Genomic DNA, 25479 nt, shown 5'->3' on the forward strand with positions numbered 1-25479 from the left:
GTATCCTTGCTCATGGTGGATGGTTTTGTTGTTCGCTGGTTTCCGACTTCGACAATCAGATTCTCAGCTGAAACCACCACCGCCTTCAATTTCCCGCCTCAACTCCCCCGTACACCACTTCCGACTTTAGCTCTCAACGGGCTGAGCGTACAGCTTGCCAAAGTCGCGACGACTGGAAGCTACAGCGATTTGAAAGACAAGCCCGCGATACAACCACCCTTGGGCTTTACGCCAGTCCAGCAAGGCGGCGGCAAGAATCAAGCGACAAACAAAGTCTACGTAGGGCGGAAGACCAACTCACTTGGGGTAACGGTCGATACCACGGATTTGGGCGATGTCGTGTTCGCCGGATCACTTGCGACGGTGGCAAAGACAGGCCAATACAGTGACCTCCTAAGCAAACCTGATTTAAGCATCTATGCGACAAACGCGCGGCTCGACGTTGATAACGCCAATCTAGCCGCGTCGGTTAATTCGAAGCAACCCGGCGGGAACTACGTTAAAGGTAACGATAGCCATGCGTACGCGTTCTGGTGGGATAACACGCGTATTCAGACCAGCGTCGACTCAAGTGTTCAAGGCGCAATCTATCTTGATGGATGGTACAAGCCGATGACGCTTTACGGACTCGGTTCTTACTCTCAAGCGGTTATCAGCAGCAATCCGGGCAACGTGATTGCGATAGGTGGATATCCGGGGTCGTGGCAATGTATGGGGCCAGGACTTGGCGGTGGTGGAAATGACCACCTATTTGTACGCGTGGCTTAAGCGAGGGGCTAGTTCCATGAACTACAGCGAGGTTACGAAAGCGATGTACGGGAATCCTGAGAAAAGCGAAATCCGCTGTGAAATACTGTTCGAAGGCTTCGACAAACCGATAGCGTTTAATGCTATGGCGTCAGACCCAATGGCTCACGGACAGGAGATTTTCAAGCGTCTTATTGCAGGCGAGTTTGGCGAGATTGCGGACTACGCGCCGCCTGGCGAGGTTTAAAGCCGTGGATCGATACTGGAAATCAAGCGGCGTGACCGCTGCGCCCGTTGTACCTTCGTCAAATGCCGGGGGCTTTCCCGCTGACGGCAATCCTTCCGTGGGCATCGCCGGCACGGTGCCAGGTGCATGGTGGTACTACGCCATTACGGAAGAACTTCGCAATGCGATTATCAAACTCGGCGGCGTGCCGGACTGGACGAAGATTGACCAGCTTGGAGCGGCGATATCCGCTTCGATCACGACCGCAATTAATAGCGTTACGTCTGAACTCGCGAAAGTGGCCTACACGGGCAGTTATACCGACCTGTCGAACAAACCGACCATTCCGCCCGCGTATGCACTCGCGCCCGCGACCACAACGACGCTTGGCGGAATCGTCGCCGGGCCCGGAACAAGTATTGCCGCCGATGGCACGCTAACCGCAATTGGAAAGGTTAAGACCGTCAACACGAACGCGCCGGATTCGCAGGGCAATGTGTCGGCACTCATTCAGGACGCGAAAGGTATCGTTCCGGGCACGTCGGCTTCGATGATCCAATTTCAAGGCGGCACGGGTAATCCGTTGATGCGTGTTATCCAGTGCCACGGCATCGGCACCTATACGGATTGGAATGGCCAGATGATCGAGATTGACACCGTACCCGCGACGGATAGCAGTCTCGGCACCGTGATTGCAGGCGCGGGCCTTTCGGTTGCCGCAGATGGGACGCTAGCCGCGAAAGATACGGCAATCGTCAATCTCACGGGCGGCGCAAGCGTGGCGCTCGACCTCAAACCGATTGCACAAGGCGCACCCGAAATTCTGTTTAATCTCGCCATTGGCAACGGCGTAACAACGGCAGTTAGCATCGCAAACGCGCCCATAACGGGCACGCTCGCGCAATTCGTTTTGCAGGTGACGAACGGGGCAGGCTCGGCGATTACGTGGCCCTATAACATGCTATGGCCGCAAGGCTTCGCGCCTTCGCTCTCTGGCGTCGCGGGCAAACTCGATACGTTCGTGATATTCACGCAGAACGGCGGCGCAACCTATAACGCCTTCGTAGCCGGACAGAATCAATGAGCCGACTTGCAAGACGGTTGCTCATGGTGACGACGCCGCCCTGGTTCGGCATCCTCGACCGCCTAACGACGCGCGCGGCCGGTGCATGGAGTTTGCGCCGTCTGACGGGCAGCTATCCGGGGCCGTGCCTGAATGTGCGACGCGGCACCGACAACGCCACGCAGGATATCGGCTTTACGCCAGCGGGCGATCTGAACGTGGCCGCGCTGCTTGGCTTTGTCGGCGGCGGAAATGGCTTTGTCACGGCATGGTACGACCAGATGCCAGGCGCTTCGCATTTGTGGCAGTCAACGGTCGACCGGCAACCGCAGATTGTCGTGGCTGGGCAATTCGTCGGCTATCCGACCTGGCCCGGCCGATGCGCCGTAATGACGAATGGCGGCGCGGCCAACACACCCGGTAAGGACGGTTCATTTATTCAAAGCAACACGCCCGCACCTGCGCTCAGTTATACGCAACCCTTCGCCCGTTCCTCGGTGCTTGCGTTTCCTTGGGGACTGTCGCCGCAAAACGGCAATCCTATCGTTCTCAATTGCCATACGTTGGCGTACCCGGAGTTGTATCAGACGTCGGCGAACACGCTGGATATGTGGGTTTATAACGTCACGGGTGGCGGTGGCGCAGGCTTTACGGCCGTATCGGGAATCAATGCAGGAACGACCGGCGTACTGCTGGAAACTTTCAATCTCGCCGGTAGTTCGGCCGTCTTTAACGGTGCCGTAAGAGCGGGTGGCGTTGGTGACGGTGCATCCAATATGATGAGCGTAGGGGCCAACGTCAACGGTTCGGCCCGCTGCACGCGCGCGCTCTATGGCGAAGCAATCAGCTTCGCGCAGGCGCTCCCCTTCACCGATGCGCAAGCGCTCGCGATTAATCAATGCGGCTACTGGCAAACGCCTAATCCGTATCGTAGTGTCATGCTCGAAGACGGGCCTTATGCGTACTGGCCGTTGAGTGAAACTAGCGGCACCGTTGCCGCCGATTTATCGGGCAACGGCCGTAACGGCACCTATCAGGCCGGGGCGCAACTTGGCGCGGGCCGGTTAATGCAGTGCATGGACGGTGCCTATCTGGCGTTGTCGGGCGTGTCTAATTCGAATGTGGACGTGAGCGCGGCGGCGCAGTTTTGCGCGGGCTCCGCATGGTCGGCCGAATGTTGGGCGAACGTCGCGGCGTACACGACTTCGGGCGCGGACGGTTCGCACGGTACACCGTGGGGAAAGAACACGGGGGCGCGCTTCCTCGGTAACTCGACCTGGAACGGCGGCGGCGGTTCCGCCTCTGGAATAGATTGGGGCATCGAAGCCTGGGCCGGGAACAATCCCGCCTATAACGTCATTCTCTGGCCCGCAAGCTATCAAAACGTACAAACCGCCGCGAACGCTGCGCCCCCGCCAGGCACCGCCAATCATTACGTTGTGACCTATAGCAACGGGACATATTGCCTTTATCTCAACGGTGTTGCGATAAAGTCCCAAGCCAGCGGCAAGATAACGATACAGGCGGGATTGCAGATCGGCACGACGGGCTGGACGTGCGGCGCGTTTGCGGGTGTGATTGGCGAAATGGCGCTCTACGCAAGCGCACTCACGGCGCGGCAAGTAGCGACGCACTACGCGGCGGGTATCGTCGCGCAAACCGGCTTGCTCGATGCACTCACGACAGTGATTGCGGGCGCGTGGAGCCTTCGCCGTCTGCGTGGCGGGTACGGTGGCCCGTGTATCCGCCTGCGGCGCGATAGTGACGGTGCAGCGCTAGATATTGGCTTTACACCAACTGGCGACCTCGATATCGCCGCGCTGCTCGCGTTTGTCGGAACGGCAAACGGATTCGTCACGGCGTGGTACGACCAGACCGGCAACGGCCTAAATATGGTTCAGGTGAACACCGACCGGCAACCGCTCATTGTCGGTAGCGGGGCACTCAACACGATTGCAAACGGATCTGGAAGGCCCGGCATTCTCTCGAAAGGCACCGCCAGCACGATCCAGGAATTGCTCGCCTATAACAGCGCTTTGAACATCGACCAGCCATTTACACGCGCGAGCGTTAGCAGTATTCCGCCCGGTTCGGCGACGGGCGGCTTCTGCATCATGGCCGGGAGTGTGAATTTCTCGGTTATCGGCCTGAACGTCGTCAACCTCAATTATCAAATGTACGACTACACCAAGGGCTTAACCGCCGCTACGGCCGCGAAGGCCGGAAGTGCCAACCGCGTGACGGAGAATTACAACGGCGGCGCAAGTAGCATCATCGTTAATGGTGTGGTGACAAGTGGCGCGATGGGAACAGACGGCGCGGCACTGATCGCGGCAGGCGTTTTAACCTCGCTCGATGGCGCGGCGGCCGTGTTCGGCGAAGTGCTTCAGTTCGGCGCGCTGCTTTCGAGCGCGGACCAGACCACGCTTGCGGCCAGTCAAAAAGCCTATTGGGGCACGTCGTAAGCGTTACCCGCGAGGCGAATCATGCGAAGGTTAACGCGCGCCATTGCGGCGCTTTGCTGCGCGCTCGGTGCGTGTACGTTCGTGAACATCGAAGGCGATCACAACAGCGTAAGCGACACGGGCGGTCACGGCGGCGGCGTGACCTTGCCGCAGAGCCAGCCCACGATTACCGACCAGTTGCAACGCCTGCACAATGCGACCCAGGGGCAGTAATGAACACGCCACCCGTACCCGATCCGTTCGCGACCATCGCGCCGCGCCTCGATAGCCCCGCCGCGACGTTTTACGCCGTCACGCCTAGCGATTCTGCGAACCTTCCTACGCGCCCGCGTGCGCTGCGCGTTGGCGTTTCGGGCGACTTAACCGTATCCGGGGCCGATGGTATCGCCGTGCTATTCAAGAATTGCTATGCGGGCGAAATCCTCGATATTCGGCCGATGGCGGTTAAGGCAAGCGGGACAACCGCGTTGAATATCGTCGCGCTTCTATGATCGGCCTAGGGCTTTCGATCGCGCGAAGGCGCGGCCGTGGCGTTGCGGTAATGCCCGCCCCATCGCTCGCACTCGATTTCATCGCGAATCCTTCGATTCCGCCAGGCTTCACCTTCTCGCGCGCAACGGGGGCAACGTACTTCGATGTAACGCCCCTCATGCAGCAGGTAGGCATCGACGTTGCCCGCTTCGAGCATGATCCGGCTAACGGAGCCGCGCGTGGGCTTTTCATGGAGTCGGCACGAACGAACGTCATTACGGATTCCGACGCGCCGGAAAAGTGGGCTCCGTATGGCATACGCGTTAGCACAGATGCGACGCGCGCGTCGGATGGAAAGACGCTAGCCCGTAAGATCACCGAAGACACGTCAAGCGGCGTACATGCCCTGTCGCAACCGCATAGCATCACGGCAACGAACGCAACCTATAGCCTATGGTTTCGACTTAAAGCCGCCGAACGTTCAATTGCGCAAGTCATGCTCACGGACAGCGGCAGCGTGGATAACTGCTGCGCAAACTTTGATCTGATCGCGTGCAAAGTCGAAACGACATATAAGGGCATTGGCGCATGGAGACTGAGCGCGGCGTCGTGCATACCGATGGCGAACGGCTGGGCCGAATGCCGCATTTCAGGCTATGTCACCAACGCCACGACGTTACGCGCGAATCTCTACGCAATGCAGGCGGACCAGCTCGAACACAAGTACCAAGGCGACGGCGTATCAGGCTTCTACTTCGGCGGTGCGCAGATGGAACCGGGCCTAAGCTCTAGCTACATACCTACGACCACGGCGGCCGTTCCGCGCTATTCGGATTTTCTGTCTACTTCTGACTTGTCCTGGCTCAATCCCACGGTAGGAACGTTGCTAATCGACGGCGCATTCAATGGCGTTCTTGGAGGTGGAATGTTTGCGTTCTCGCTCGATGATGGAACAAACAACGGTATCGGCATTTACAAAGCGCTCGGAACAGGCAACGTGAATGCCTATTCGAGTAGTACCACTGGCACGCCGCTAGGTGTCGTTCTCGCGGACGGCCAGCGCTTTCGATCGGCGATTACGTGGAATAACGCAGGGGCATCGGCGAGCGCGTCTATCAATGGACGCGCGGCACTTCCAATCGTCGGTGCAAATCCCGTCACGCCCACGGAACTCTGCATAGGATCGGCACGCAATCATCAATTCAGTTCGAACGTTTGCGCTCGCTCGCTCACCTACTGGCCTGAACGAATAGCCGACGCCGATCTGACGGCGCTTACTGTCGTGACGTGAATCAAGTCCGCCCGCACGGGCATAACTGGGAGCATGAAATGAGAGTGCGAATTTCGAACGAAGGTGAACACCCTGTACGCGTAATTGTCGATCACGACAACGCGAACGACGCGACGCTCGAAGCGGAAGCCGAAGAAGTGTACGACGCGGCGCAGGGCATCGTTGGACTGCGCGAGTTGGACGCGGGCACCGATCCAAGCGACGAACCGGCCGACACGGGTAGCACGACGTGACCGAAGGCTCGCGTTACGTCGATTCGTCGTAGCGTCGCGCGAGCGTTGCACATTAAACCTTCCTCTCAATGCGCAATACCCGCATCGTTCCACTGTGGCCCGTGTGGTGCAGGGCCAGCCATAGCGCGACCTCATACACACGCGCGTTATCCCGTTCGGCTATTTGACTGATCGCGCGCGTACATGCGCGGCGCTCGCCTGGCACGTCCGGGCGCAACAGACATTCGCCGGGTTTCAAGCCCCACAACTGCGCGGCAAGCGAACCCGCTGTCAATGCGGAACGTCCGGCCGGGCGTCCGCGGCGTGCCTTTGTAGCGTCAGTACGCTGTGGTGTCTTGCTGCTGTTGCCTTCCTCCTCTCGTCCGCGTTTTCGTCGGCTACTTTCGCATTGGACAACGGGAATCAAGGCGGTGCGGGCAATGGTGTCATCTGCACACACGAAATCCTCCTCGGCTCGGTGCAGCAAGACGCTACACCGCATGGCAAGATATAACTGTATATCCATACAGTATTTTCGTGAAGTGTAGATTTCGGCGCGATCAGTCGCTGTGCGAGCGTGCCCACATTCAGCTGAAATCAATCGGCGGACGATGCTGCGAGGGCGTGGGGCTTGCGCAGGAGGAATCCCTTGCGACAAAGAAAAACAAAAAACCCGCACGCGGCGGGTTTTAAGTTTGCGCAAGTCCGCATAAAATCTGCGGCGGTTGTCCTGAGAATGTCCTAACGGCAAAATCGAGACAATCGCGACGGACACGGAAAACCGGCTAGAAGCCTTGCTGTATTTGGTTGCGGGGGTAGGATTTGAACCTACGACCTTCGGGTTATGAGCCCGACGAGCTGCCAGACTGCTCCACCCCGCGTCCGTCGAAGAAAAGATTATAAGGGATGAGCCTACCCGAGCGCAATGCCTTGTTTGCAATTCGATGCGTCGTATGGTCCCTATCACACGACTGAGACCCGAGTAGGCCATGACACGCGTGGCATAATCGATCGGTCATCAAAGTCATAGCGCGGCATGCACACACTGCGTCGAAGCATAGTCAGAAAGTTGGGTGGGTTCGCGGCGCTCTGCGCGATCCTGCTGCTTTCATGCGTGCCGCTCGCTTCGCAGTCGTTTGCGCATGAGGGCTTTATTGCGCCGATATGTGCGTCGGGTCCGCAGCAACATCATGCATCGAAGAACGATGCGCTCACGCATTTGAATGCCTGCGCGTATTGTGACTTCGTCGCCCACGCGCCGACACCGCCCGTCGTTCCGCGCGCTGATGCCAACGTCACTGCATCAAGCGAATCGTTCGACAAAGCCATCAGCATCGATGTACCGTGCTCCGTTACGCGCACGCATGCACAGTCACGCGCCCCGCCCGCCTTCGCCTGATCCACGTCGCGCAATTCATTCAGCAACATCGCTCGCGGATCGATTCCTCGAGCGCACCATCACACATCATGAACACGAAATCCGTATGGCGCGGCGCGTTGGCCGCTGCGCTTGTCGTTGCATCGCACGCTGCGTTCGCGCATGCGATCCCTAAGATTCAGCAGCCGGGTCCGGGCGCGACCGTCAGTGCACCGAACGAAGTATCGATCGAATTCGGCGAGGCGCTGGAGCCGACGTTCAGTTCGCTGATCGTCACGACGCAAAGCGGCACGCAAGTCAGCAAAGAGAAATCGAGCGTCGATAGCAACGACAAGAAGCATATGAGCGTGCCGCTCGGCCATCTCGATCCGGGCGTCTACACGGTGCAATGGAAAGCGTTCGCCGCCGATGGCCATCGCACGCAAGGTCACTACAACTTCACGGTCAAGTGAGGGATCACATGAAAAAAATCTCCGTCCTTATCGGCGCGCTTTTGTGCGCATCCGCAGCGCAGGCCGCCACGCTCGAAGCGCACGATTGCTGGGTCCGCGCGATGCCGACAACCCTGCCTTCATCCGGCTACTTCACGCTGTCGAACAACGGCGACAAACCCGCCACGCTCACCGCGGCCGAAACGCCCGCCTTCGGCATGACGATGATGCACAAGTCCGACACGAAGAACGGCACCGCCACCATGTCGATGGTCGATTCCGTCGATGTCCCCGCACACGGCACGCTGCAGTTCGCGCCGAAGGGCTACCACCTGATGCTGGAGCAAGCGCCGAAGCCGCTGCAAGTCGGCTCGACGATTCCGCTCAAGCTCACCTTCTCCGACAAGACCACGCTCGATGTGACGTGCGCGGTGAAATCGGCATCGACGGTCGGCAAGTAAGCTCAAGCCAGTAATAAAAAAACGCGCCGGATTTGCAAGAATCCGGCGCGTTTTCTTTTCAGCTCAAGCAAATCAAGGCTTGTTGAACATATCCATGATCTGCTTGCGTTCGTCGGTGGTGATCTGCGGCACCGGCGGCGCCTGCATGCCTGCCGGACCGACGCCGCCCGTGGTGGTGGCATCGCCTGCCATCGGATTGGTGTTGTCCATACCGATACTCGCGACGAAGCCCGCGCCCGGCGTCTTGTCCGCATAGAACAACTCGCCATCGACCGTGGTGATGCCATCGGGCTGCGGCATCTGCTGCTGCGGAATGCCGCGCAGCGCGCGTCCCATGTACTCGACCCAGATCGGCAACGCGAGTTGCGCGCCGAACTCACGGCTGCCGAGCGTCTTCGGCTGGTCGTAACCCATCCACGCCACCGCGACCAGTTGATGCTGATAGCCCGCGAACCAGCCGTCCTTGGCGTCGTTGGTCGTGCCGGTCTTGCCTTGCAGGTCGTCGCGCTTGAGCACGTTGGTGCCCGAACCCGTGCCCTTCGTCGCCACCGTGTGCAGCAGGCTGTTCATGATGTACGCGTTGCGTGGCTCCAGCGTCTGCGGCGCATTCTTCGCGGCCGTCAACGGATCGGCACGTGAAATCACCGCGCCGCGCGCATCGTCCACTTCGCCGATCAGATACGGATTGATGCGGTAGCCCCCGTTAGCAAACACCGAATATGCGCCGCTCAGTTGCAGCGGCGTGACCAGCCCCGCGCCGAGCGCGAGCGGCAGATACGGCGGCGTCTTGTCCTTATCGAAGCCAAAGTTCTTCGTCACGAAGTCCTGCGCGTACGTCGTGCCGATATACGACAGAATGCGGATCGACACGAGGTTCTTCGACTTCTGCAAGCCGGTGCGCATCGACATCGGGCCGTCGGGCTGATCGTCGTCCTTCGGTTCCCACGCGTCGCCGCCACCGGCTGCGGGGAAGTACAAAGGCGCATCGTTGATGATGGTCGCCGGTCCCAGACCCTTGTCGAGCGATGCCGAATAGATGAACGGCTTGAAGCTCGAACCCGGCTGACGCCACGCCTGCGTGATGTGGTTGAACTTGTTCTTGTTGAAGTCGAAGCCACCGACGAGCGCACGGATCGCGCCGTCCTGCGGGACCATCGACACGAGCGCGCCTTCAACCTGCGGCAATTGCGTGATCTGCCAATTGCCCTTATCGTCCTTCATCAAGCGGATGATGGAACCCGTCTTGATCGCCAGCGCCTTCGATGCGTTGTTGCGCAGCGCCGCCGCGACAAAACGCAGACCTTCGCCCGAGATGTTCGCCGTATCGCCACCGACGAATTGCGCGGTCACCTGCTTTGCGCTTGCGCCCGTCACGACCGCCGACACCAGTTCGCCGTTGTCCGGATGATCGACCAGCGCATCTTCGATGGCTTCGGCGCGATCGTCTGCATCGGCAGGCAAATTCACGTTGCCTTCCGGACCGCGATAGCCGTGACGACGCTCATAGTCCATCACGCCTTTGCGCACGGCTTTGTAGGCCGCGTCCTGATCGCCGGAATCGATCGTCGTGGTCACCGTCAGGCCGCGCGTGTACGTCTCTTCCTTGTACTGCGCGTACATCATCTGCCGCACCATTTCCGCAACGTATTCGGCATGCACGCCGTACTCGGTGCCCGAGGATTTGGTGTGGATCGGCTCGGCAATCGCCTGATCATATTGTTCGCGCGTGATGTAGCCGAGGTCCGTCATGCGTTTCAGGATGTACTCCTGCCGCACCTTCGCGCGCTTCGGATTCACCACCGGGTTATACGCCGATGGCGCTTTCGGCAGACCCGCAAGCATCGCGGCTTCGGCGAGCGTCACGTCTTTCAGATCCTTGCCGAAGTACACGCGCGCCGCAGCGCTGAAGCCGTACGCACGCTCGCCGAGATAGATCTGATTCATATACAGCTCGAGAATCTGATCCTTGGTCAGCGCACGTTCGATCTTGTACGCGAGCAACATCTCGTACACCTTCCGCGTGTACGTCTTCTCGCTCGACAGGAAGAAATTGCGCGCCACCTGCATCGTAATGGTCGATGCACCCTGCGATGCGCCGCCGTGCATCAAATCCGTCACGCCCGCACGCAGAATGCCGACGAAATCGACGCCGCCGTGATCGTAGAAGCGATAGTCCTCGATCGCGAGCACCGCTTTCTTCATCTGATCGGGGATGTCCTGAAAGCGCACGAGACTGCGGCGTTCTTCGCCGAATTCGCCGATCAGCACGTGATCAGCCGTGTAGACGCGCAACGGCACCTTCGGCCGATAGTCGATCAGCGCATTCAGCGACGGCAGATTCGGCTCCATGACCACCAGCGCGTAGCCGAGGATCAGCCCGCCGACCACCGCGCCAACCGCCGCGATGCCGGCGAACCAAAGCGCGATGCGCGCAAGCGGCGAACGGCGGCGGCCATCGTCGTCACGACGATCGTTGCGGTCGTTGCGGCGGCCACCGCCGCCACCACCACTGCCATTGCCGCCTGAGTGCTTGTTTGAGTCGTTCCAGCGGGGTTCGCGATCGTGTCGCGTGGAATTCGTAGAGTCTGGTCGTTTGATGATAGGCATGACTTGGATCGTTCGGCGCGACTGCGCGCGCTTTGCCGTACTTACCGCTTCGGTGCAATGTTTCACAGCCAAAACACAGGAAGCGCGGACGGGACTGGCGGATGAGCGGGCCGGTTTCGACCGAGCGTAACAGCGCATTTTAAAGAATTCGGGCGCACGCCTACAAAACACGCATGGCTTTTTTTGTAAGTAAATTGCGGTTCGCCCGGATGTGGGGCGCACGCAGCACTGTGCGCTTATGTGGGCTCATGTGCGTTTACCCACAGAAAGTGTTGAGAGCCTTGTGGACAACCGTATGAGAAAATAGCCAAGTCCTTGATCGCGCGCCATTTTCATCGGGCGCTCATGCTTTGACATGCGCGCTTCCCCGCACGCATCCCGGCATGAAATGGATATGATGGAAGCATGGATTGCAGGTTCCGCCGTTGCCGAGACAATCCAGCGGTAAGACTGTCGTACTCGTTTGATAAATTCGTATCGAGATTTGCAGCGTGGCCTTAGGTGTCCCACGTTTGCAATCGCCTTACTGTTTGCGAGCCGCTCATGACGACCAAACCCAGCGAACGCATCGTTGTATTCGTGACTCCGGCGCAGAAACTCGCCATCAGCAAGACGGCGGATGCGCTGGGCATCAGCGTGAGCGAACTCATGCGGCGCGCCGTACTCAACTTCACCGCCACCAGCGAGCAGATCAAGGCGGCCACCATTGTCGATCGTCTGCGTGCCCCCAAAGCGCCCGATGCACTCGATGTCGCGCTCAAAAGCGTCGCCGCCAAAGCGGCAGCACGCGAGGCGCGCGAAGCCGCGGCGCAGGCCACGCGTAACGCCAGCAAAACCGTCAGCCGCGATAACCCGGCATCATCCAAAGCCACCGATCAGGACGACGACGCCGAAGGCGCGGGCGAAGACGCATCGCTCACAGGCGGCGGGCGTTCGTGACCGGACGTGAGCGCGTATCCTCATTTTGTCATCACACTGCACCGTTACACTCCTTAACGTTGGTTAAGCCCCGGTTAAGTCGCGACGTGCTCTAATAAGCGGGGTAAACCCGGCGTCGCATCGAGCCGTTCTGACGCTTGCAATCCCGCACTGCGCGCCTCATGTTATGGCGCGCGCATGCTCGCCGCGGTCTTCCATCAAGGAGAAATACATGTCGCTTTTCGATTCCATCTCGCGCACGGTCAAAGGTCTGCTCAACGATGCAGCCGACACCATGCAGGACCCGTCACGCGACGCACGCCAGATCGTGCGCGAACTCGATGACAGCATCGGCCGAGCTGAGAACTCGCTGATCGAAATCGAGGCGCAGGTCGCCACGCAGCAAAGCAAGCGCGACGCCGCCGACGAGAAGGCCCGCAAATACGGCGAAGGCGCCAAGCGCGCCCTCACCTCCGGCGATGAAGGCCTCGCGCGCGAAGCCCTCGCCGCGCAAGCCAACGCCGAAACCGAACGCGATGCACTCGCAGGCGAATTGCAAACGCTGGTGCCTTCGGTCGAGCATCTGAAGCAGCAGATCACCGATATGCGTCAGCGTCGTAACGACCTGAACTCGCGCTCGAACATTCTTCAGGCCAAGCAACAGATCGCGCAGGCCAAAGATACGGCGGCAACGGCGCTGGGCGGTATCGGCGGGAAAAATCTTTCCGAGGACTTTCAGAAGCTGGAAGACAAGGTCCAATTGTCCAACGCGCGCTCGGATGCACGTTTGAATTCGGCGGATCAGAAGTCGGGCAAGGCGCTCGACGACAAGCTCGCCGCGCTCAATCGCGGTCCGTCGGTGGAAGATCGTCTTGAAGCGCTCAAGAAGCAGTTGAATACGCCCGCGCAGTAAGCTCGGGAAAGCAGGTAAGGCTGGAACTGTTCGTGCGACGCATCGCATGAATATTATTTGAAAGGAGACGGGCGCCGCGCGCGCCCGGCCCGGATCATGAAAAAGACTCTGACGGCTCTTGCGCTGGTTTTATCGCTCGCTTCGCCGCTCGCGTTCGCGGTGCCAACCGCGCAGCAGGTCGAACAGTCGATGACGCAAGGCAACTGGCAGCAAGCCGACGCCCAGTTGACCGAAGTCCTCGACGCGCATCCGAAGAACGCCCACGCGCATTATCTCTATGCGCAAGTGCTCGATCGCGAAGGCCGTTATAGCGACGCCCTCTCGCAATTGAATCAGGCGAAATCGATCGATCCTTCGCTGAGTTTTACCGATCCGACGCGTTTCGCCGAAACTTTCGCGCATATTCAATCGCATGCGCGCAGCGGCAGCAGCAACACCGCTCGCTCGTCTGCGACGACGACATCGAATCCCTTCAATCAAAGCAGTGAAATGGCGCCCGCGCCGCAGAAACACGGTCCGTCGATGGGCATGTGGGCCGGCTTGATCGTGCTGATCGGCGCGATTGCGCTGGTCTTGCGATGGGGTCTGCGCCGCGCCCGCGCCCGTGACGACGGTCAGGCCGACGACAATCGCCGCACCCAGATTAAGCGCGCCACGGAATTGCTTAACGACGTGCGCACGCTGAAGCTCGATGTACGGCTATCGACCGCGCCGGGACATGAAGCGCTGCTGAAGGAAGTGGAAGGCGCGGAGACGCGTCTGCGCGAAACGGTGGAATCGCTGTCGAATTCGAAGAATCCGGTACCGCCGTATGCCATCGAAGATTTGGAGAATCAAGTCGCAAGTCTGAAGGCGCGCGCCGAAGGCCGGCCCGATCCGAATGCGGCTCAGCCGACGCAAGGCGGTGAATCGGCTTATGCGCAGGAAGCGGAGCGTTGGGGACGCGGTCAGCAGCAGCCGTATCCGCAGCAAGGTCCGTATCCGCCGCAGCAAGGGCAGCAAGGACCGGTCATCATCCAGCAAGGCGGTGGCGGGTTCGGCGGCGGCATGGGCGGACTGCTTACCGGCGTGTTGCTCGGCGAAGCGATGTCGCATGGGCGCGATCGGGTGATCGAACGTGACGTGCCGGTAGAACGCCGCGACGATAACAACGGTGGTCTGGACTTCGGCAACAACAACGGCGGCGGCCTCGACTTCGGCAACGGATCGAACGATTGGAGCGACGGCGGCGGAGGCGGCGGTGGTCTCGACCTCGGCTCCAATAACGACGACAACTGGCGCGATACCTGAGCGATACGTAAATTGTCGCGAAAAGCCCTGCTAGTCAGGGCTTTTTTTCGTCCGCAAACAATTCACCCGCCGCCGCCCAGAAACTTCAGCAGCGCCCAAAGAAACTTGAAGAAGCCAACGATGAATTCCCAGATGCGCTCAAGCTGATCCCAACTCGCGACGCGCAGTACGCAATGCAGGATCATGCGGCCGGGACCGCGCGCGCGGGCGAGCGGCTGGGAGTGACGATAGAGACAAAGGGCATCGAATAAAAAGACCGGGCGGCCTGCGCCGCCCGATCGTTATCGCAAAAATCGCATGATACCCGTGCGACTTTACGTCTTGTCACTTTCCGGTTGGACGTCCTCGGTCAGCGCTTCTTCCAGCCGCTTGAAAATGCGCTGCGTCGCGCCCTTCGCCTGAAGCGCGAACAAGAGCAGCGAACGGCCCGTAACCTGATACACCTCGCCGGAACCAAACACCGGCAGTTCATCGCGGATCGGCGCGTTGGTGTCGATCAGACAGCTCCACTCATCGGGTCCGGGAATATCCGGCAGCGTGAAATCGACGACATCGTGGTACGAATTCACGACCATCAACAACGTTGCATCCGATGCCGGTTTGCGAATGCCCGTGGCCTGCGCGCGTCCGTCGAGCACGAGGCCGAAGCACAGCATGTTCGGATCGTCCCATTGCTCTTGCGTAAGCACGTCGCCGCTCGGGCTGAGCCATTTCACATCGGCCACTTGCAGGTCTTCGCGGAACTCGCCCGTGAGAAACCGTTGACGGCGAAGCACCGGCAGCGTGTGGCGCAGCGTCGTCAACTTCTGCACGAAGTCCTGCAAGGCGTGCCCTTCTTCGTCGATATCCCAGTTCACCCAACTGATATCGTCGTCCTGACAATAGGCGTTGTTGTTGCCGTTTTGCGTGCGGCCGAATTCGTCGCCGGCGAGAAGCATCGGCGTGCCTTGCGAGAACAGCAGCGTCGCCAGCATATTGCGCTTCTGGCGCTCGCGCAGTGCGCGGATTTCCGCATCGTCGGTCGGGCCTTCTGCGCCGCAGTTCCACGACTTGTTGTCCGAGTGGCCGTCCTTGTTGTCTTCGCCGTTGGCCTCGTTGTGCTTCTCGTTGTAGGAGACGAGATCGTTGAGCGTGAAGCCGTCGTGCGCGGTGATGAAATTCACGCTCGACCACGGACGACGCCCGCGCTTGTTGAACTTATCGCCCGATGCGGTCATGCGCGTGGCCAGTTCCGGCGATGTCCCCTCTTCACCTTTCCAGAACGCGCGTACCGTATCGCGATATCGATCGTTCCATTCGGCCCAGCCCGGCGGGAAACCGCCGACCTGATAGCCGCCGGGACCGCAATCCCACGGTTCCGCGATCAGCTTCACGCTCGACAGAATCGGGTCCTGACGGCAGCTATCGAGGAAGCCGCCGCCTTCGTCGAAACCGTAGGGCTCGCGGCCCAGAATCGTTGCGAGGTCGAAGCGGAAACCATCGACGTTCATCTCCGTCACCCAGTAGCGCAGGCTGTCGGTGACCATCTGCAAGACGCGCGGATGCGAGAGATTGAGCGTGTTGCCGGTGCCCGTATCGTTGATGTAATAGCGCGATTCTTCCGGCATCAGCCGGTAGTACGAAGCATTGTCGATGCCGCGGAACGACAACGTCGGCCCTCGCTCGTTGCCTTCGGCCGTGTGGTTATAGACCACGTCGAGAATCACTTCGAGACCGGCCTCGTGCAGGCGATCGACCATTTCCTTGAACTCGGCGATCGCGCCCGGCCCGCGCGCGAAAAAGCGCGGATCGGCGGCGAAAAAACCGATGGTGTTATAGCCCCAGTAGTTCGTCAGGCCCTTGTCGAGCAGATAACTGTCGTTGACGAAAGCCTGAATCGGCAAGAGTTCGACGGACGTCACGCCCAGACTCTTGATGTAATCGACCACCTCTTTCTGTCCGAGTCCTTCGAAGGTGCCGCGCATGTTTTCCGGGATGGCCGGATGGCGCTTCGTATAACCGCGCACATGCGTTTCATAGAAAATCGTGTGTTCCCAAGGCACGCGCACGCGCGTGTTGTGCGTCCACGAAAAGCTCTGATCGACCACCTGACACTTCTGCATGAACGGCGCGCTGTCGCGTTCATCGAACGTGAGGTCGTCGCCTTCGGCGTCGAGCGTGTAGCCGAACACGGCCGGATCCCACTTCAGTTCGCCGACGTGCGCCTTTGCGTAAGGATCGAGCAGCAGTTTGTGCGGATTGAAGCGATGGCCGTTTTCCGGCTCATACGGACCATGCACGCGATAGCCGTAAACAGCGCCCGGTTCCAGCCGGTGCACGTAGACGTGCCAGACTTCATCGGTGTATTCGGGTAGTTCGATGCGTTGCAGTTCCTGTTCGCCCTTTTCATCGAAGAGACACAGTTCGACCTTGGTCGCGTTCGCGGAAAACAGCGCGAAATTGACACCCTTTCCGTCCCAGGTTGCGCCAAGCGGGAATGGCGAGCCTTCGGCAATGCGGAGTTCGTTCGGCATGAGATGATGTATTCGTTGGGTGGACGCAGTCTGCGTCGGGAAATGCGGCTCTGGCTTGTTGATTGCATTGCGTGGCTTCAAGCGGAACGTAAAAGAGCACGTTGCGTGCCCGTGAGTTGCCGTCACGTGTCAAGCCCGGCGATGCGTCCGCAAACATCGCGCAATGAACGTATGGCGTGTAAAAGATTCATCCACGCCCATTCACGCCGCGCCGATTCGCTGATCGAAGGAGAACTCGCTTGTCCACCCAAACCACCGCCACGAGCACCACGACCAACACGTCCGGCGCCGCCGACGAAAGCCACGCCTCGGGCCGCGCCCTGCGCGATGCCGTTCCCTTCGATGCCCACGGCGCATGGCAACCCGCCTCTGATCGTCCCGATCCGGTGGAACGCGTGCTCGCGGGCAACGCGGGCCGGCAGGAACGGCTCATACCATTGCGCATGCAGCGCATGGCCGAATCGCCGTTTGCGTTTCTGCGCGGCTCGGCCACGGTGATGGCGTGGGATCTGGCGAAAACGCCGTCCATCGGCCATAACGTGATCATCGATGGCGACGCGCATATCAATAATTTCGGCCTGTTTCGCACGCCGCGTCAGGACGTCGTGTTCGATCTGAACGATTTCGATGAAACGCTGGTCGGTCCGTGGGAATGGGATCTGAAACGGCTGACGGCGAGCATCAATGTGGCGGCGCGTGAGAACAATGTTGATATCGCCGGGCGCGAGCGCGCGGTGCGTACCGCGTGCGCGGCGTATCGCACGACCATGTCGCAGCTTTCACAGGTCCCAGCCTACGATTTATGGCAGATGCGCGGTTACGCCAGCGCCGCGCATATCGACGCGCCGACCAAACTGAACGCCGAAGAAAAAGCCACGATCGAGAAAACCGTCGATAAGGCCATGAAACGTTCGCACGCAACAATGCTGGCGAAAGTCGCGGAACCAGTGGGCAAAAGCTGGCGATTCAAGGCCGATCCGCCCATCCTCACCCTGCTCGATGCCGCCGAAAAGAACAACGTGATCGATGGCCTGCGCGCGTATCTCCAGACCATCGCGGGCGAGTGGCGCATGATGCTCGAACGCTACGATATCGCCGATGTGGCGCATCGCGTAGTCGGTGTGGGGAGCGTCGGCACGCGCGCGTATCTCGTGCTGATGGTCGGCCGCGCACTCGGCGATCCTTTGTTCATGCAAGTGAAAGAAGGCATCGTGCCGGCGGCCGCGCCCTTCGTGCCGCCGCTGGACGAACCGTATCGGCATCAGGGGCGCCGCGTGGTGCATGGGCAGCGTTTGATGCAAAGTTCATCGGATGCATTGCTCGGCTGGACCACCATTTCCGGACGCGATTTCTACGTACGGCAGATGAAGCAGATTCGCGGATCGATTCCGGTGGACTGGCTGCACGGCGCAACCTTCGATTACTACGCGTGGTGCCTGGGCCTGCTGCTCGCCCGCGCCCACGCCCGCACCGGCGATGCCGCGCTGATCGCAGGCTATTGCGGCAATTCCGACAAGTTCGACGTCGCCTACGCGATGTGGGCCGAACGCTACGGCGCGCAAACCGTGGCCGATCACGCGGCGTTTTGTGCGGCGATCAGCCAGGGACGCGTGCCGTCGGCCTGAACCCCGCACGGACGTCGGACTCACAATTCATTATCATGGGCATGCCGGTACGCGAAACGTGTCGCACCGGCGTTACACCAGCAAATAGCATGATCAAATGGCATAACCCTTGCTGCCCACCTGCTGCTGCTTTAACTCGACATTTTTTCGGACGCTAACCTGGAGGAAGCCGCGCATGAGCATGATCGAAGAATTCAAGAATTTCGCCCTCAAGGGCAATGTCATGGACCTGGCAGTCGGTGTGATTATCGGCGGCGCTTTTTCGACTATCGTCAATTCAGTCGTCAAGGATCTGATCATGCCGGTAGTCGGACTTGCAACCGGCGGTCTCGACTTTTCTAATCTCTTCATCCGCTTAGGGCAGATACCGCCCACCTACAAAGGCAATCCGGATTCATATAAAGACCTGCAAACCGCAGGCGTGGCCGTATTCGGCTACGGCTCGTTCATCACGGTGCTGATCAACTTCATCATTCTTGCTTTCATCATCTTTCTGATGGTGAAGTTCATCAACAATCTGCGTAAGCCTGCCGAAGCCGCCGCACCCGCTGGTCCGGCTGAAGATGTGCTGCTGCTGCGCGAAATCCGCGATGAACTGAAAAAATCGCCGCGTGTTTGATCGACGTCTTATGCACCGTTGCGATGCCACTTTTAACAAGCAGTACAAGCCTTTCGCTGTTTTTAGCTGATTGATTGACGGGAAGCCCGTGCGACGCACGGGTTTGCCCTCGCACGCAGCATTTTTTTCGTGCGCACGGCCTCTTTTTTCTTCAGGAACACTGTTCGTGCAGGCTTGAGCAGGACTATTATTGAGACAGAAGCTCAGAGGGGATGCCAAGCGGGCCGCCTACAGGTCTTCGGCACGATTCGTGCACCGCGACGTACATCGATGATCGGAATGATCGTCGAATGTGCGGAACGAGTTCGCAAATCACCGTGACCTGATCACATCGATGCGCTATAAAAGATCGACGTGCGGCACGCAAGACGGGAGTGGCCGCATGAGGACGCTGCGTTTTTTGCAATTCTTTTTCAGGCGAGTTTTTATGTCCTTCCCGAAAAAGCGTAAACGCGTGAAGGCTGATGGCGACGAGTCTTTTCTCGCCGTGTTGCGGCATTTCAAGCCGTTCGGTCAGCTCGACACCAAGATTGCACGCGCTCGCGCGCAGGACGAACCGGTGCTGTACGCGCATGTGCTGCCAGGACTCGATGTCCTGTTATGCAGCGTGCGCGGCGCTCAGCCGCCGTATCCGGCCATCGACGAACTGCACAGGCGGTGCGTCGAATCCATTACCAATGCGCTGGAGCAGCCGCTCGACGGATTGGAGAACGGCGGTTACTGGTACGAGGCCAATGGCTTTGGTTTCCTCGTGTTTGCCAGCCGTGCGCGTACACAAATTCTGAGCGAGTTCGGCGCGACAGTCACTGCGCGTCATCGTCGCGGCGCGCGTCGTCAGGATGCGGGCGACGCGGCTTCGCGTCCGCTGCGTTAAATCTTTCCAGGCGTCTCCTTCGACCGTTCCTTGCATCAAATGCGAGGAACGGTTTCGGCGCGTGCTTCTTACGCGATCCTCGCGCATTTCCCAATACCCTTCTTCCCTTTCCCGTCTTTAATGGAAAGCACGCGCGCGTTCTGCTGCATGCTGGCGATGGCGTGACGATGGCGCGCGCTTTGCTGTTCAAACGCTGACACCCGCTCACATCACAAGGAGAAAACATGTCGGAACACGTCTATAAGCAGATCGAACTCACCGGCTCGTCGCCCACATCGAGCGATGACGCCGTGCGCGTGGCCATCGAAAAAGCCTCGAAAACGCTGCGCAATATCCATTGGTTCGAAGTGACGGAAACGCGCGGTCATGTCGAAGACGGCAAAATCGCGCACTGGCAGGTCACGATCAAGGTCGGACTGCGCATCGAAGACTGATCGATCGACGTATAAAAAATGCGCGCCGTGTTTCGAGCACGGCGCGCATTTTCTTTTCAGGCGATCGAAATATTTACTTCGGCAGCGAACCGTCCACGCCTTCCACATACCAGTTGATGCGTTGCAGTTCCGGGTCCGTCAATGTCTTGCCGGCCGGCACCTTCTCCGCGCCCGACTGATCCTTGATCGGACCGCTGAACACATCCCACTTGCCCGAATGCAGTTCGTCACGCTTGGCGGCAACCGCCTTTTGCGCGTTGGCAGGAATCACCGCCGTGTTCAGATCTTCCAGATCGACAGCCTTCTGCGGGATGCCGAGCCACACCGGATCGTTCTTCCACTTGCCGTCGAGCACCTTCTGAATGACGTCGTTGTAGTACACGCCCCAGTGCGCGACCACCGAACCCAGATGCGCATTCGGGCCGAACTTCTTCATGTTCGAATCCCAGCCGAACGCGTAGACGTGCTTCTCGTTCGCGGTGTTGAGCGTGGCGTTCGAATCGGTGTTCTGCAACAGCACGTCCGCACCCTGCCCGATCAGCGTTTCGGCGGCCTGCTTTTCCTTGCCCGGATCGAACCAGCTATTGATCCAGATGACCTTGGTGTGAATCTTCGGATTCACCGAACGCGCGCCCATGGTGTACGCGTTGATATTGCGGACCACTTCGGGAATCGGCACCGAGGCCACGAAGCCAAGCGTGTTGGTCTTCGTCACATAGCCCGCCGCGACGCCCGCGAGATACGCGCCCTGATACATGCGCACGTCATAGGTGCCGAAGTTCTTGGCCTTCTTGAAGCCCGTCGCCGTGAGGAAGATGGTGTCGGGGAAATCCTTCGCTACCTTCAACGCGAAATCCTGATAGCCGAAGCTGGTCGCGAAAATGACCTTGTTGCCCTTGTTGGCGAGGTCGCGGAACACGCGTTCCGAATCGGCGGATTCCGGCACGTTCTCCACGCGCGTGATCTTGATCTTGCTGCCGTATTTGGCCTCTGCTTCCTTGCTGCCTGCATCGTGAGCGAAGGTCCAGCCTGCATCGCCGGGATTGCCGAGGTAGACGAAGGCGACGCCGGGTGCGTCCGCTGCCTGTGCACTGGACAACGCGGCGACGCTCGCGGAAAGCGCGACGGTCGCGGTGATCGCCTTCAGCCATGTTTTCTGCATTCTTGATTCTCCTGGTCGATGTTGTCTGTGAAACGAATTACTTTTTTGGCCCACGATAGTGTGGGCTTTCAAAAATCTGTACGGATGGCGATGCTGTGATTCAACAACACCGCGCAATACAAGGCTTGACGCGCGCTTCAACTCGCCGCAAAGAACGGCTTACCGAGCGATGCCGGCGCGTTCAGTTTGATCGTGTTCGGATTGCGCGAAATCAGCACCAGCACGACGATGGTCGCGATATACGGCAGCATCGCGAGGAATTGCGTGGGCACCGGCACGCCGATCGCCTGCGCGTAGAACTGAAGCGCCATCACCGCGCCGAACAGCAGCGCGCCGATCAGCAAGCGCCCCGGCCGCCACGTCGCGAACACGACCAGCGCCAGCGCGATCCAGCCGCGTCCCGACGTCAACTGTTCTTGCCACACGTGCAGATAGACGATCGAGTAATAGCCGCCCGCGATGCCCGCCATCGCACCGCCGAAGAGCGTCGCGCCGTAGCGCACGCCGACCACCGGAAAGCCTACCGAATGCGCCACCGACGGCGATTCGCCGACCGAACGCAGCACCAGTCCCGCGCGCGTCTTGTAGAGAAACCAGCCGATCACCGCGAACATGATGAAGGCGAGATAGCCGAGCGGATCGAGCGAAAAGATCGCGGGGCCGAGCACGGGAATGCTTTTGAGCGCGGGAATCGGCATCACGTCGATGGTCGAGCGCACCGCCGCCGAGGTGTACGGCTTGCCGACATACGCCGAAAAACCGATACCGAAGATCGTCAGCGACAAGCCCGTGGCGACCTGATTCGCCAGCATGGTGATGGTGAGAAAGCCGAACAGCAGCGCCATCGCCAGACCCGCGAAGATCGAGGCGACGATGCCGAGCCACGGATTGCCCGTGATCGCGGTGACGGCGTAACCGGTGACCGCGCCCATCAGCATCATGCCTTCGACGCCAAGGTTGAGTACGCCGGACTTTTCCGCGACGAGTTCGCCCGCGCCCGCGAACATCAGCGGGATCGCGGCGACGACGGCGGATGAGGCGAGATTGCTGGCTTGATTGATATCCATGTTCTTATCGCCCCGTTAGGCAGCGTGAGCGCCGAGCGTGCGGCGCTTGATGCGGTAATTGACGAACAGATCGCAGCCGAGCAGGCAGAACAGCAGCAATCCCTGAAACACGCCCGCGAGCGCCTGCGGCAGTTGTAGCGAGGTCTGGACCGCTTCGCCGCCGAGATACAGCAGCGCCATCAGCAAACTGGCCAGCACGATACCCACCGGATGCAGCCGCCCCACGAACACGACGATGATGGCCGTGAAACCATAACCCGGCGACCAGCCCGCCTGAAGCTGTCCGATCGGCCCGGCGACCTCACCCATGCCCGCAAGTCCGGCGAGGCCGCCAGAGAGCAGCAGCGAAGTCCAGATCGTCTTCTTATCCGAGAAGCCGGCGTAACGCGCGGCCAGCGGCGCAAGACCGCCGACGTTCATACGAAAACCCGCGAAACTCTTGCGCATGAACAGCCACACGCACGGAATCGCGATCACCGTCAGAAACACCGATGCGTTGATCCGCGTGCCCTTCAAAAACGTCCAGTGCCAGTCGCCGTAGAGACGTGGGAACAGCGCATCGTCGGCGAACATCGCGGAGATGGGGAAGTTCATGCCTTCGGGATCACGCCACGGGCCGCTGACGAGATAGATCAGCAATTGCGCGGCGACGTAGGTGAGCATCAGGCTCGTGAGGATTTCGTTGGTGTTGAAGCGGCTTTTGAGCAGCGCGGGAATCGCGGCCCAAAGCATGCCGCCGATCACACCGCCGAGCATCATCAAGGGCAGCGTCCACCAGCCGGAGGCATCGCCGAAATGAATGGCAATCCCGCCCGCAACGATGCCGCCCAGCAGCATTTGCCCTTCCGCGCCGATATTCCACACATTCGCGCGATACCCCACGGCCAGCCCCAGCGCAATCAGACACAAAGGCGATGCCTTGAGAAACAGCTCCGACCAGCCATTCACGCTCGACAACGGTTCGATAAAGAACGCGTGCATCGCGCGCAGCGGGTCTTGGCCGACCACGGAAAAAATCAGAAAGCCGATGACGAGCGTCGCCACGGCGGCGACCAGTGGCACGGCGAGCTGCATGACGCGCGAGGGCGTCGGGCGCGCTTCGAGTCGATAAGGGAAGATCATCGTGCGAGTTATTTTGTGAGAGTGTCGGTTTCGGCGGCGGGCGCGCGTTTGCCATCGAACAGCCCGGCCATGAACAGGCCCACTTCTTCTGCGTTGGTCTCGCTGGTCTTGCGCACCGGCGAGAGCTTGCCGCGCGCGATCACGGCGAGCCGGTCGCAGATATCGAACAGTTCTTCCAGTTCTTCGGAGATCACGAGAATCGCCACGCCGCGTGCGGCGAGATCGAGCAGTTGCTGGCGGATGAAACCCGCCGCGCCGACATCGACGCCCCACGTCGGCTGCGCGACCACCAGCACCTTCGGCTCCTGCAAGATCTCGCGGCCAACGATGAACTTCTGCAAGTTGCCGCCCGAGAGACTTTGCGCGAGTGCATCGCTGCCGCCGCAGCGCACGTCGAAGGCTTTGATGCAGCGGTCAGCGAAGGCTTTCACCGTGCCCGATCTGATCCAGCCGCTGCGCACCATGTTTTCCCGATGCGCGGTCAGCAAGCCGTTATCGGCAAGCGACATCGCCGGCACTGCGCCACGGCCGAGGCGTTCTTCAGGCACGAACGCGAAACCGAGCCGTCTGCGTCCGCCTGCGGTGAGACGCGCGGCGGGTTTGCCGCAAATGGTGACGGCATCGGCATTCGTGTGTTTATCGCGGATTTCGCCCGATAAGGCCGCGAGCAATTCCGCCTGCCCGTTCCCCGATACCCCCGCGATGCCGAAAATCTCGCCCGCGTGGACATCGAACGATACGTTCTGCAGGGACGTGCCGAACGGATCGGGACTCGCCGCCGACAGGTTCTTCACAGACAGCCGCGCCTCGCCCGGCCGATGCTCGCGCCGCGTGTAATCCGGCAGCGAATGCCCGACCATCATCTGCGCCAGCGACGCATGCGTTTCACGGCGCGGATCGGCATTGCCGGTCACGCGGCCGCCGCGCATCACCGTGGCGTTTTCGCAGAGCGATTGAATTTCGTCGAGCTTATGGCTGATGTACAGAATGCTGCATCCTTCCGATGCGAGCCGCCGCAGCACTTTGAACAGCTTCTGGACCGCTTGCGGCGTGAGCACCGAAGTCGGTTCATCCATGATGAGCAGACGCGGATTCTGCAAAAGACAGCGCACGATTTCCACGCGCTGCCGCTCACCGACGGTGAGGCTATGCACGTGCCGCTGCGGATCGACATCCAGCCCGTAGTCCTTCGATACCTCGCGGATACGCTTGCTCAGCGTCTTGATATCGAACTTTTCATCCAGCGCCAGCGCGATATTTTCAGCAACAGTCAGCGTCTCAAACAACGAGAAATGCTGAAACACCATGCCGATGCCGAGCTTGCGCGCAGCCGCCGGGCTGCCGATTTCCACGGCCTCGCCCTGCCAGCGGATTTCGCCTTCATCCGGCCGCACCGCGCCGTAGATGATCTTCATCAGCGTGGACTTGCCCGCGCCGTCCTCGCCCAGCACGGCGTGGATTTCGCCCGGCATGACGACGAGATTCACGCCGTCGTTCGCCTTGACCGACGGATACTGCTTGCTGATGCCCGACAACGCCAGGCGCGGTGGCGTTATCGACGTTTGAATGGCGTCGCCCATGAGTTCACTT

Annotated in this window: 23 protein-coding genes, 1 tRNA gene and 2 pseudogenes; 18 read left to right on the top strand and 8 right to left on the bottom strand. The window is 59.9% G+C overall.

Going from position 1 to position 25479, the window contains the following annotated elements:
• The 8 genes and pseudogenes from P7F28_RS04825 to P7F28_RS04860 all read left to right on the top strand — a co-directional run.
• A pseudogene (locus tag P7F28_RS04825) lies at positions 1–768 on the top strand (hypothetical protein); the annotation flags it as partial.
• Positions 769–784: 16 nt separating this feature from the next.
• Positions 785–994, top strand: coding sequence for a hypothetical protein (locus P7F28_RS04830; RefSeq protein ID WP_277183302.1), 210 nt, complete (start codon positions 785–787; stop codon positions 992–994).
• Positions 995–998: 4 nt separating this feature from the next.
• Entirely contained in the window at positions 999–2057 is a 1059-nt protein-coding gene (locus tag P7F28_RS04835; RefSeq protein WP_277183303.1) for a hypothetical protein, read from the top strand.
• Between the two features lie 23 nt (positions 2058–2080).
• Positions 2081–4501, top strand: coding sequence for an arabinofuranosidase catalytic domain-containing protein (locus tag P7F28_RS04840; protein ID WP_277183512.1), 2421 nt, complete (start codon positions 2081–2083; stop codon positions 4499–4501).
• Between the two features lie 21 nt (positions 4502–4522).
• Positions 4523–4714 (top strand): hypothetical protein, encoded by a 192-nt coding sequence (locus P7F28_RS04845; protein ID WP_277183304.1) that lies wholly within the window; start codon positions 4523–4525, stop codon positions 4712–4714.
• Complete coding sequence (locus P7F28_RS04850) at positions 4714–4992, top strand: hypothetical protein (protein ID WP_277183305.1); 279 nt, start codon at positions 4714–4716, stop codon at positions 4990–4992. The genes P7F28_RS04845 and P7F28_RS04850 overlap by 1 nt, the downstream gene beginning before the upstream one ends.
• A 158-nt stretch (positions 4993–5150) precedes the next feature.
• Positions 5151–6263, top strand: a complete 1113-nt coding sequence (locus tag P7F28_RS04855) for a hypothetical protein (protein ID WP_277183306.1) — start codon at positions 5151–5153, stop codon at positions 6261–6263.
• 38 nt (positions 6264–6301) lie between these two features.
• Complete coding sequence (locus P7F28_RS04860) at positions 6302–6496, top strand: hypothetical protein (protein ID WP_277183307.1); 195 nt, start codon at positions 6302–6304, stop codon at positions 6494–6496.
• A gap of 783 nt (positions 6497–7279) precedes the next feature.
• Here the strand turns inward: P7F28_RS04860 and P7F28_RS04865 are convergent.
• Positions 7280–7356, bottom strand: a tRNA-Met gene (locus P7F28_RS04865).
• Between the two features lie 155 nt (positions 7357–7511).
• Between P7F28_RS04865 and P7F28_RS04870 the strand changes: the two genes are divergently transcribed.
• The 3 genes from P7F28_RS04870 (at position 7512) to P7F28_RS04880 (ending at position 8745) form a co-directional block, all read left to right on the top strand.
• Complete coding sequence (locus tag P7F28_RS04870) at positions 7512–7874, top strand: DUF2946 family protein (RefSeq protein ID WP_277183308.1); 363 nt, start codon at positions 7512–7514, stop codon at positions 7872–7874.
• 68 nt (positions 7875–7942) lie between these two features.
• Positions 7943–8305 (top strand): copper resistance protein CopC, encoded by a 363-nt coding sequence (locus P7F28_RS04875; RefSeq protein WP_277183309.1) that lies wholly within the window; start codon positions 7943–7945, stop codon positions 8303–8305.
• 8 nt (positions 8306–8313) lie between these two features.
• On the top strand, positions 8314–8745 hold the full coding sequence (locus P7F28_RS04880) for a copper chaperone PCu(A)C (RefSeq protein ID WP_277183310.1): 432 nt from the start codon (positions 8314–8316) through the stop codon (positions 8743–8745).
• A gap of 72 nt (positions 8746–8817) precedes the next feature.
• Here P7F28_RS04880 and P7F28_RS04885 read toward each other — a convergent pair whose 3' ends face one another.
• The gene (locus P7F28_RS04885) at positions 8818–11352 is read right to left on the bottom strand and encodes a penicillin-binding protein 1A (protein ID WP_277183311.1); all 2535 of its coding nucleotides are present in this window, start codon (positions 11350–11352) and stop codon (positions 8818–8820) included.
• Between the two features lie 543 nt (positions 11353–11895).
• On the opposite strand from P7F28_RS04885, the pseudogene P7F28_RS04890 reads away from it, so the two are divergent.
• The 3 genes and pseudogenes from P7F28_RS04890 to P7F28_RS04900 all read left to right on the top strand — a co-directional run.
• Positions 11896–12123, top strand: a pseudogene (locus P7F28_RS04890) (hypothetical protein); the annotation flags it as partial.
• A 379-nt stretch (positions 12124–12502) separates the two neighbouring features.
• Positions 12503–13183 (top strand): PspA/IM30 family protein, encoded by a 681-nt coding sequence (locus P7F28_RS04895; RefSeq protein WP_277183312.1) that lies wholly within the window; start codon positions 12503–12505, stop codon positions 13181–13183.
• 96 nt (positions 13184–13279) lie between these two features.
• Entirely contained in the window at positions 13280–14473 is a 1194-nt protein-coding gene (locus P7F28_RS04900) for a lipopolysaccharide assembly protein LapB (RefSeq protein ID WP_277183313.1), read from the top strand.
• Between the two features lie 62 nt (positions 14474–14535).
• Here the strand turns inward: P7F28_RS04900 and P7F28_RS04905 are convergent, their stop codons facing one another.
• Positions 14536–14658 (bottom strand): hypothetical protein, encoded by a 123-nt coding sequence (locus P7F28_RS04905; RefSeq protein WP_277183314.1) that lies wholly within the window; start codon positions 14656–14658, stop codon positions 14536–14538.
• A gap of 129 nt (positions 14659–14787) precedes the next feature.
• Positions 14788–16986, bottom strand: a complete 2199-nt coding sequence (glgX, locus tag P7F28_RS04910) for a glycogen debranching protein GlgX (RefSeq protein WP_277183315.1) — start codon at positions 16984–16986, stop codon at positions 14788–14790.
• 239 nt (positions 16987–17225) lie between these two features.
• Between glgX and P7F28_RS04915 the strand changes: the two genes are divergently transcribed.
• The 4 genes from P7F28_RS04915 (at position 17226) to P7F28_RS04930 (ending at position 20538) form a co-directional block, all read left to right on the top strand.
• A complete protein-coding gene (locus tag P7F28_RS04915) occupies positions 17226–18611 on the top strand; it encodes a DUF2252 domain-containing protein (protein ID WP_277183316.1) in 1386 nt (461 codons plus the stop codon).
• A gap of 175 nt (positions 18612–18786) precedes the next feature.
• Positions 18787–19230, top strand: a complete 444-nt coding sequence (gene mscL, locus P7F28_RS04920; RefSeq protein ID WP_277183317.1) for a large conductance mechanosensitive channel protein MscL — start codon at positions 18787–18789, stop codon at positions 19228–19230.
• A 382-nt stretch (positions 19231–19612) separates the two neighbouring features.
• Positions 19613–20104, top strand: a complete 492-nt coding sequence (locus tag P7F28_RS04925; RefSeq protein ID WP_277183318.1) for a hypothetical protein — start codon at positions 19613–19615, stop codon at positions 20102–20104.
• Positions 20105–20328: 224 nt separating this feature from the next.
• Positions 20329–20538, top strand: coding sequence for a dodecin (locus P7F28_RS04930; RefSeq protein WP_277183319.1), 210 nt, complete (start codon positions 20329–20331; stop codon positions 20536–20538).
• Between the two features lie 73 nt (positions 20539–20611).
• Here P7F28_RS04930 and P7F28_RS04935 read toward each other — a convergent pair whose 3' ends face one another.
• The 4 genes from P7F28_RS04935 to P7F28_RS04950 all read right to left on the bottom strand — a co-directional run bounded on the left by P7F28_RS04935 (position 20612) and on the right by P7F28_RS04950 (position 25469).
• Positions 20612–21700: a BMP family ABC transporter substrate-binding protein gene (locus P7F28_RS04935; protein WP_277183320.1), complete on the bottom strand. Its 1089-nt coding sequence runs from the start codon at positions 21698–21700 to the stop codon at positions 20612–20614.
• 137 nt (positions 21701–21837) lie between these two features.
• Entirely contained in the window at positions 21838–22767 is a 930-nt protein-coding gene (locus P7F28_RS04940; protein WP_277183321.1) for an ABC transporter permease, read from the bottom strand.
• A 15-nt stretch (positions 22768–22782) separates the two neighbouring features.
• Positions 22783–23889 (bottom strand): ABC transporter permease, encoded by a 1107-nt coding sequence (locus P7F28_RS04945; protein ID WP_277183322.1) that lies wholly within the window; start codon positions 23887–23889, stop codon positions 22783–22785.
• An 8-nt stretch (positions 23890–23897) separates the two neighbouring features.
• Positions 23898–25469: an ABC transporter ATP-binding protein gene (locus P7F28_RS04950; protein WP_277183323.1), complete on the bottom strand. Its 1572-nt coding sequence runs from the start codon at positions 25467–25469 to the stop codon at positions 23898–23900.
• Between the last annotated feature and the right edge of the window lie 10 nt (positions 25470–25479).

It is taken from the genome of Caballeronia sp. BR00000012568055 (assembly GCF_029439455.1).
Taxonomy (GTDB): domain Bacteria; phylum Pseudomonadota; class Gammaproteobacteria; order Burkholderiales; family Burkholderiaceae; genus Caballeronia.

Excerpts from the sequence above, each read along its gene's own strand:
- P7F28_RS04830 (WP_277183302.1), top strand. The coding sequence starts at position 785 with ATGAACTACAGCGAGGTTACGAAAGCGATGTACGGGAATCCTGAGAAA.
- P7F28_RS04840 (WP_277183512.1), top strand. The coding sequence starts at position 2,081 with ATGGTGACGACGCCGCCCTGGTTCGGCATCCTCGACCGCCTAACGACG.
- P7F28_RS04845 (WP_277183304.1), top strand. The coding sequence starts at position 4,523 with ATGCGAAGGTTAACGCGCGCCATTGCGGCGCTTTGCTGCGCGCTCGGT.
- P7F28_RS04850 (WP_277183305.1), top strand. The coding sequence starts at position 4,714 with ATGAACACGCCACCCGTACCCGATCCGTTCGCGACCATCGCGCCGCGC.
- P7F28_RS04855 (WP_277183306.1), top strand. The coding sequence starts at position 5,151 with ATGCAGCAGGTAGGCATCGACGTTGCCCGCTTCGAGCATGATCCGGCT.
- P7F28_RS04860 (WP_277183307.1), top strand. The coding sequence starts at position 6,302 with ATGAGAGTGCGAATTTCGAACGAAGGTGAACACCCTGTACGCGTAATT.
- P7F28_RS04870 (WP_277183308.1), top strand. The coding sequence starts at position 7,512 with ATGCACACACTGCGTCGAAGCATAGTCAGAAAGTTGGGTGGGTTCGCG.
- P7F28_RS04875 (WP_277183309.1), top strand. The coding sequence starts at position 7,943 with ATGAACACGAAATCCGTATGGCGCGGCGCGTTGGCCGCTGCGCTTGTC.
- P7F28_RS04880 (WP_277183310.1), top strand. The coding sequence starts at position 8,314 with ATGAAAAAAATCTCCGTCCTTATCGGCGCGCTTTTGTGCGCATCCGCA.
- P7F28_RS04885 (WP_277183311.1), bottom strand. The coding sequence starts at position 11,352 with ATGCCTATCATCAAACGACCAGACTCTACGAATTCCACGCGACACGAT.
- P7F28_RS04895 (WP_277183312.1), top strand. The coding sequence starts at position 12,503 with ATGTCGCTTTTCGATTCCATCTCGCGCACGGTCAAAGGTCTGCTCAAC.
- P7F28_RS04900 (WP_277183313.1), top strand. The coding sequence starts at position 13,280 with ATGAAAAAGACTCTGACGGCTCTTGCGCTGGTTTTATCGCTCGCTTCG.
- P7F28_RS04905 (WP_277183314.1), bottom strand. The coding sequence starts at position 14,658 with ATGATCCTGCATTGCGTACTGCGCGTCGCGAGTTGGGATCAGCTTGAG.
- glgX (WP_277183315.1), bottom strand. The coding sequence starts at position 16,986 with ATGCCGAACGAACTCCGCATTGCCGAAGGCTCGCCATTCCCGCTTGGC.
- mscL (WP_277183317.1), top strand. The coding sequence starts at position 18,787 with ATGAGCATGATCGAAGAATTCAAGAATTTCGCCCTCAAGGGCAATGTC.
- P7F28_RS04925 (WP_277183318.1), top strand. The coding sequence starts at position 19,613 with ATGAGGACGCTGCGTTTTTTGCAATTCTTTTTCAGGCGAGTTTTTATG.
- P7F28_RS04930 (WP_277183319.1), top strand. The coding sequence starts at position 20,329 with ATGTCGGAACACGTCTATAAGCAGATCGAACTCACCGGCTCGTCGCCC.
- P7F28_RS04935 (WP_277183320.1), bottom strand. The coding sequence starts at position 21,700 with ATGCAGAAAACATGGCTGAAGGCGATCACCGCGACCGTCGCGCTTTCC.
- P7F28_RS04940 (WP_277183321.1), bottom strand. The coding sequence starts at position 22,767 with ATGGATATCAATCAAGCCAGCAATCTCGCCTCATCCGCCGTCGTCGCC.
- P7F28_RS04945 (WP_277183322.1), bottom strand. The coding sequence starts at position 23,889 with ATGATCTTCCCTTATCGACTCGAAGCGCGCCCGACGCCCTCGCGCGTC.
- P7F28_RS04950 (WP_277183323.1), bottom strand. The coding sequence starts at position 25,469 with ATGGGCGACGCCATTCAAACGTCGATAACGCCACCGCGCCTGGCGTTG.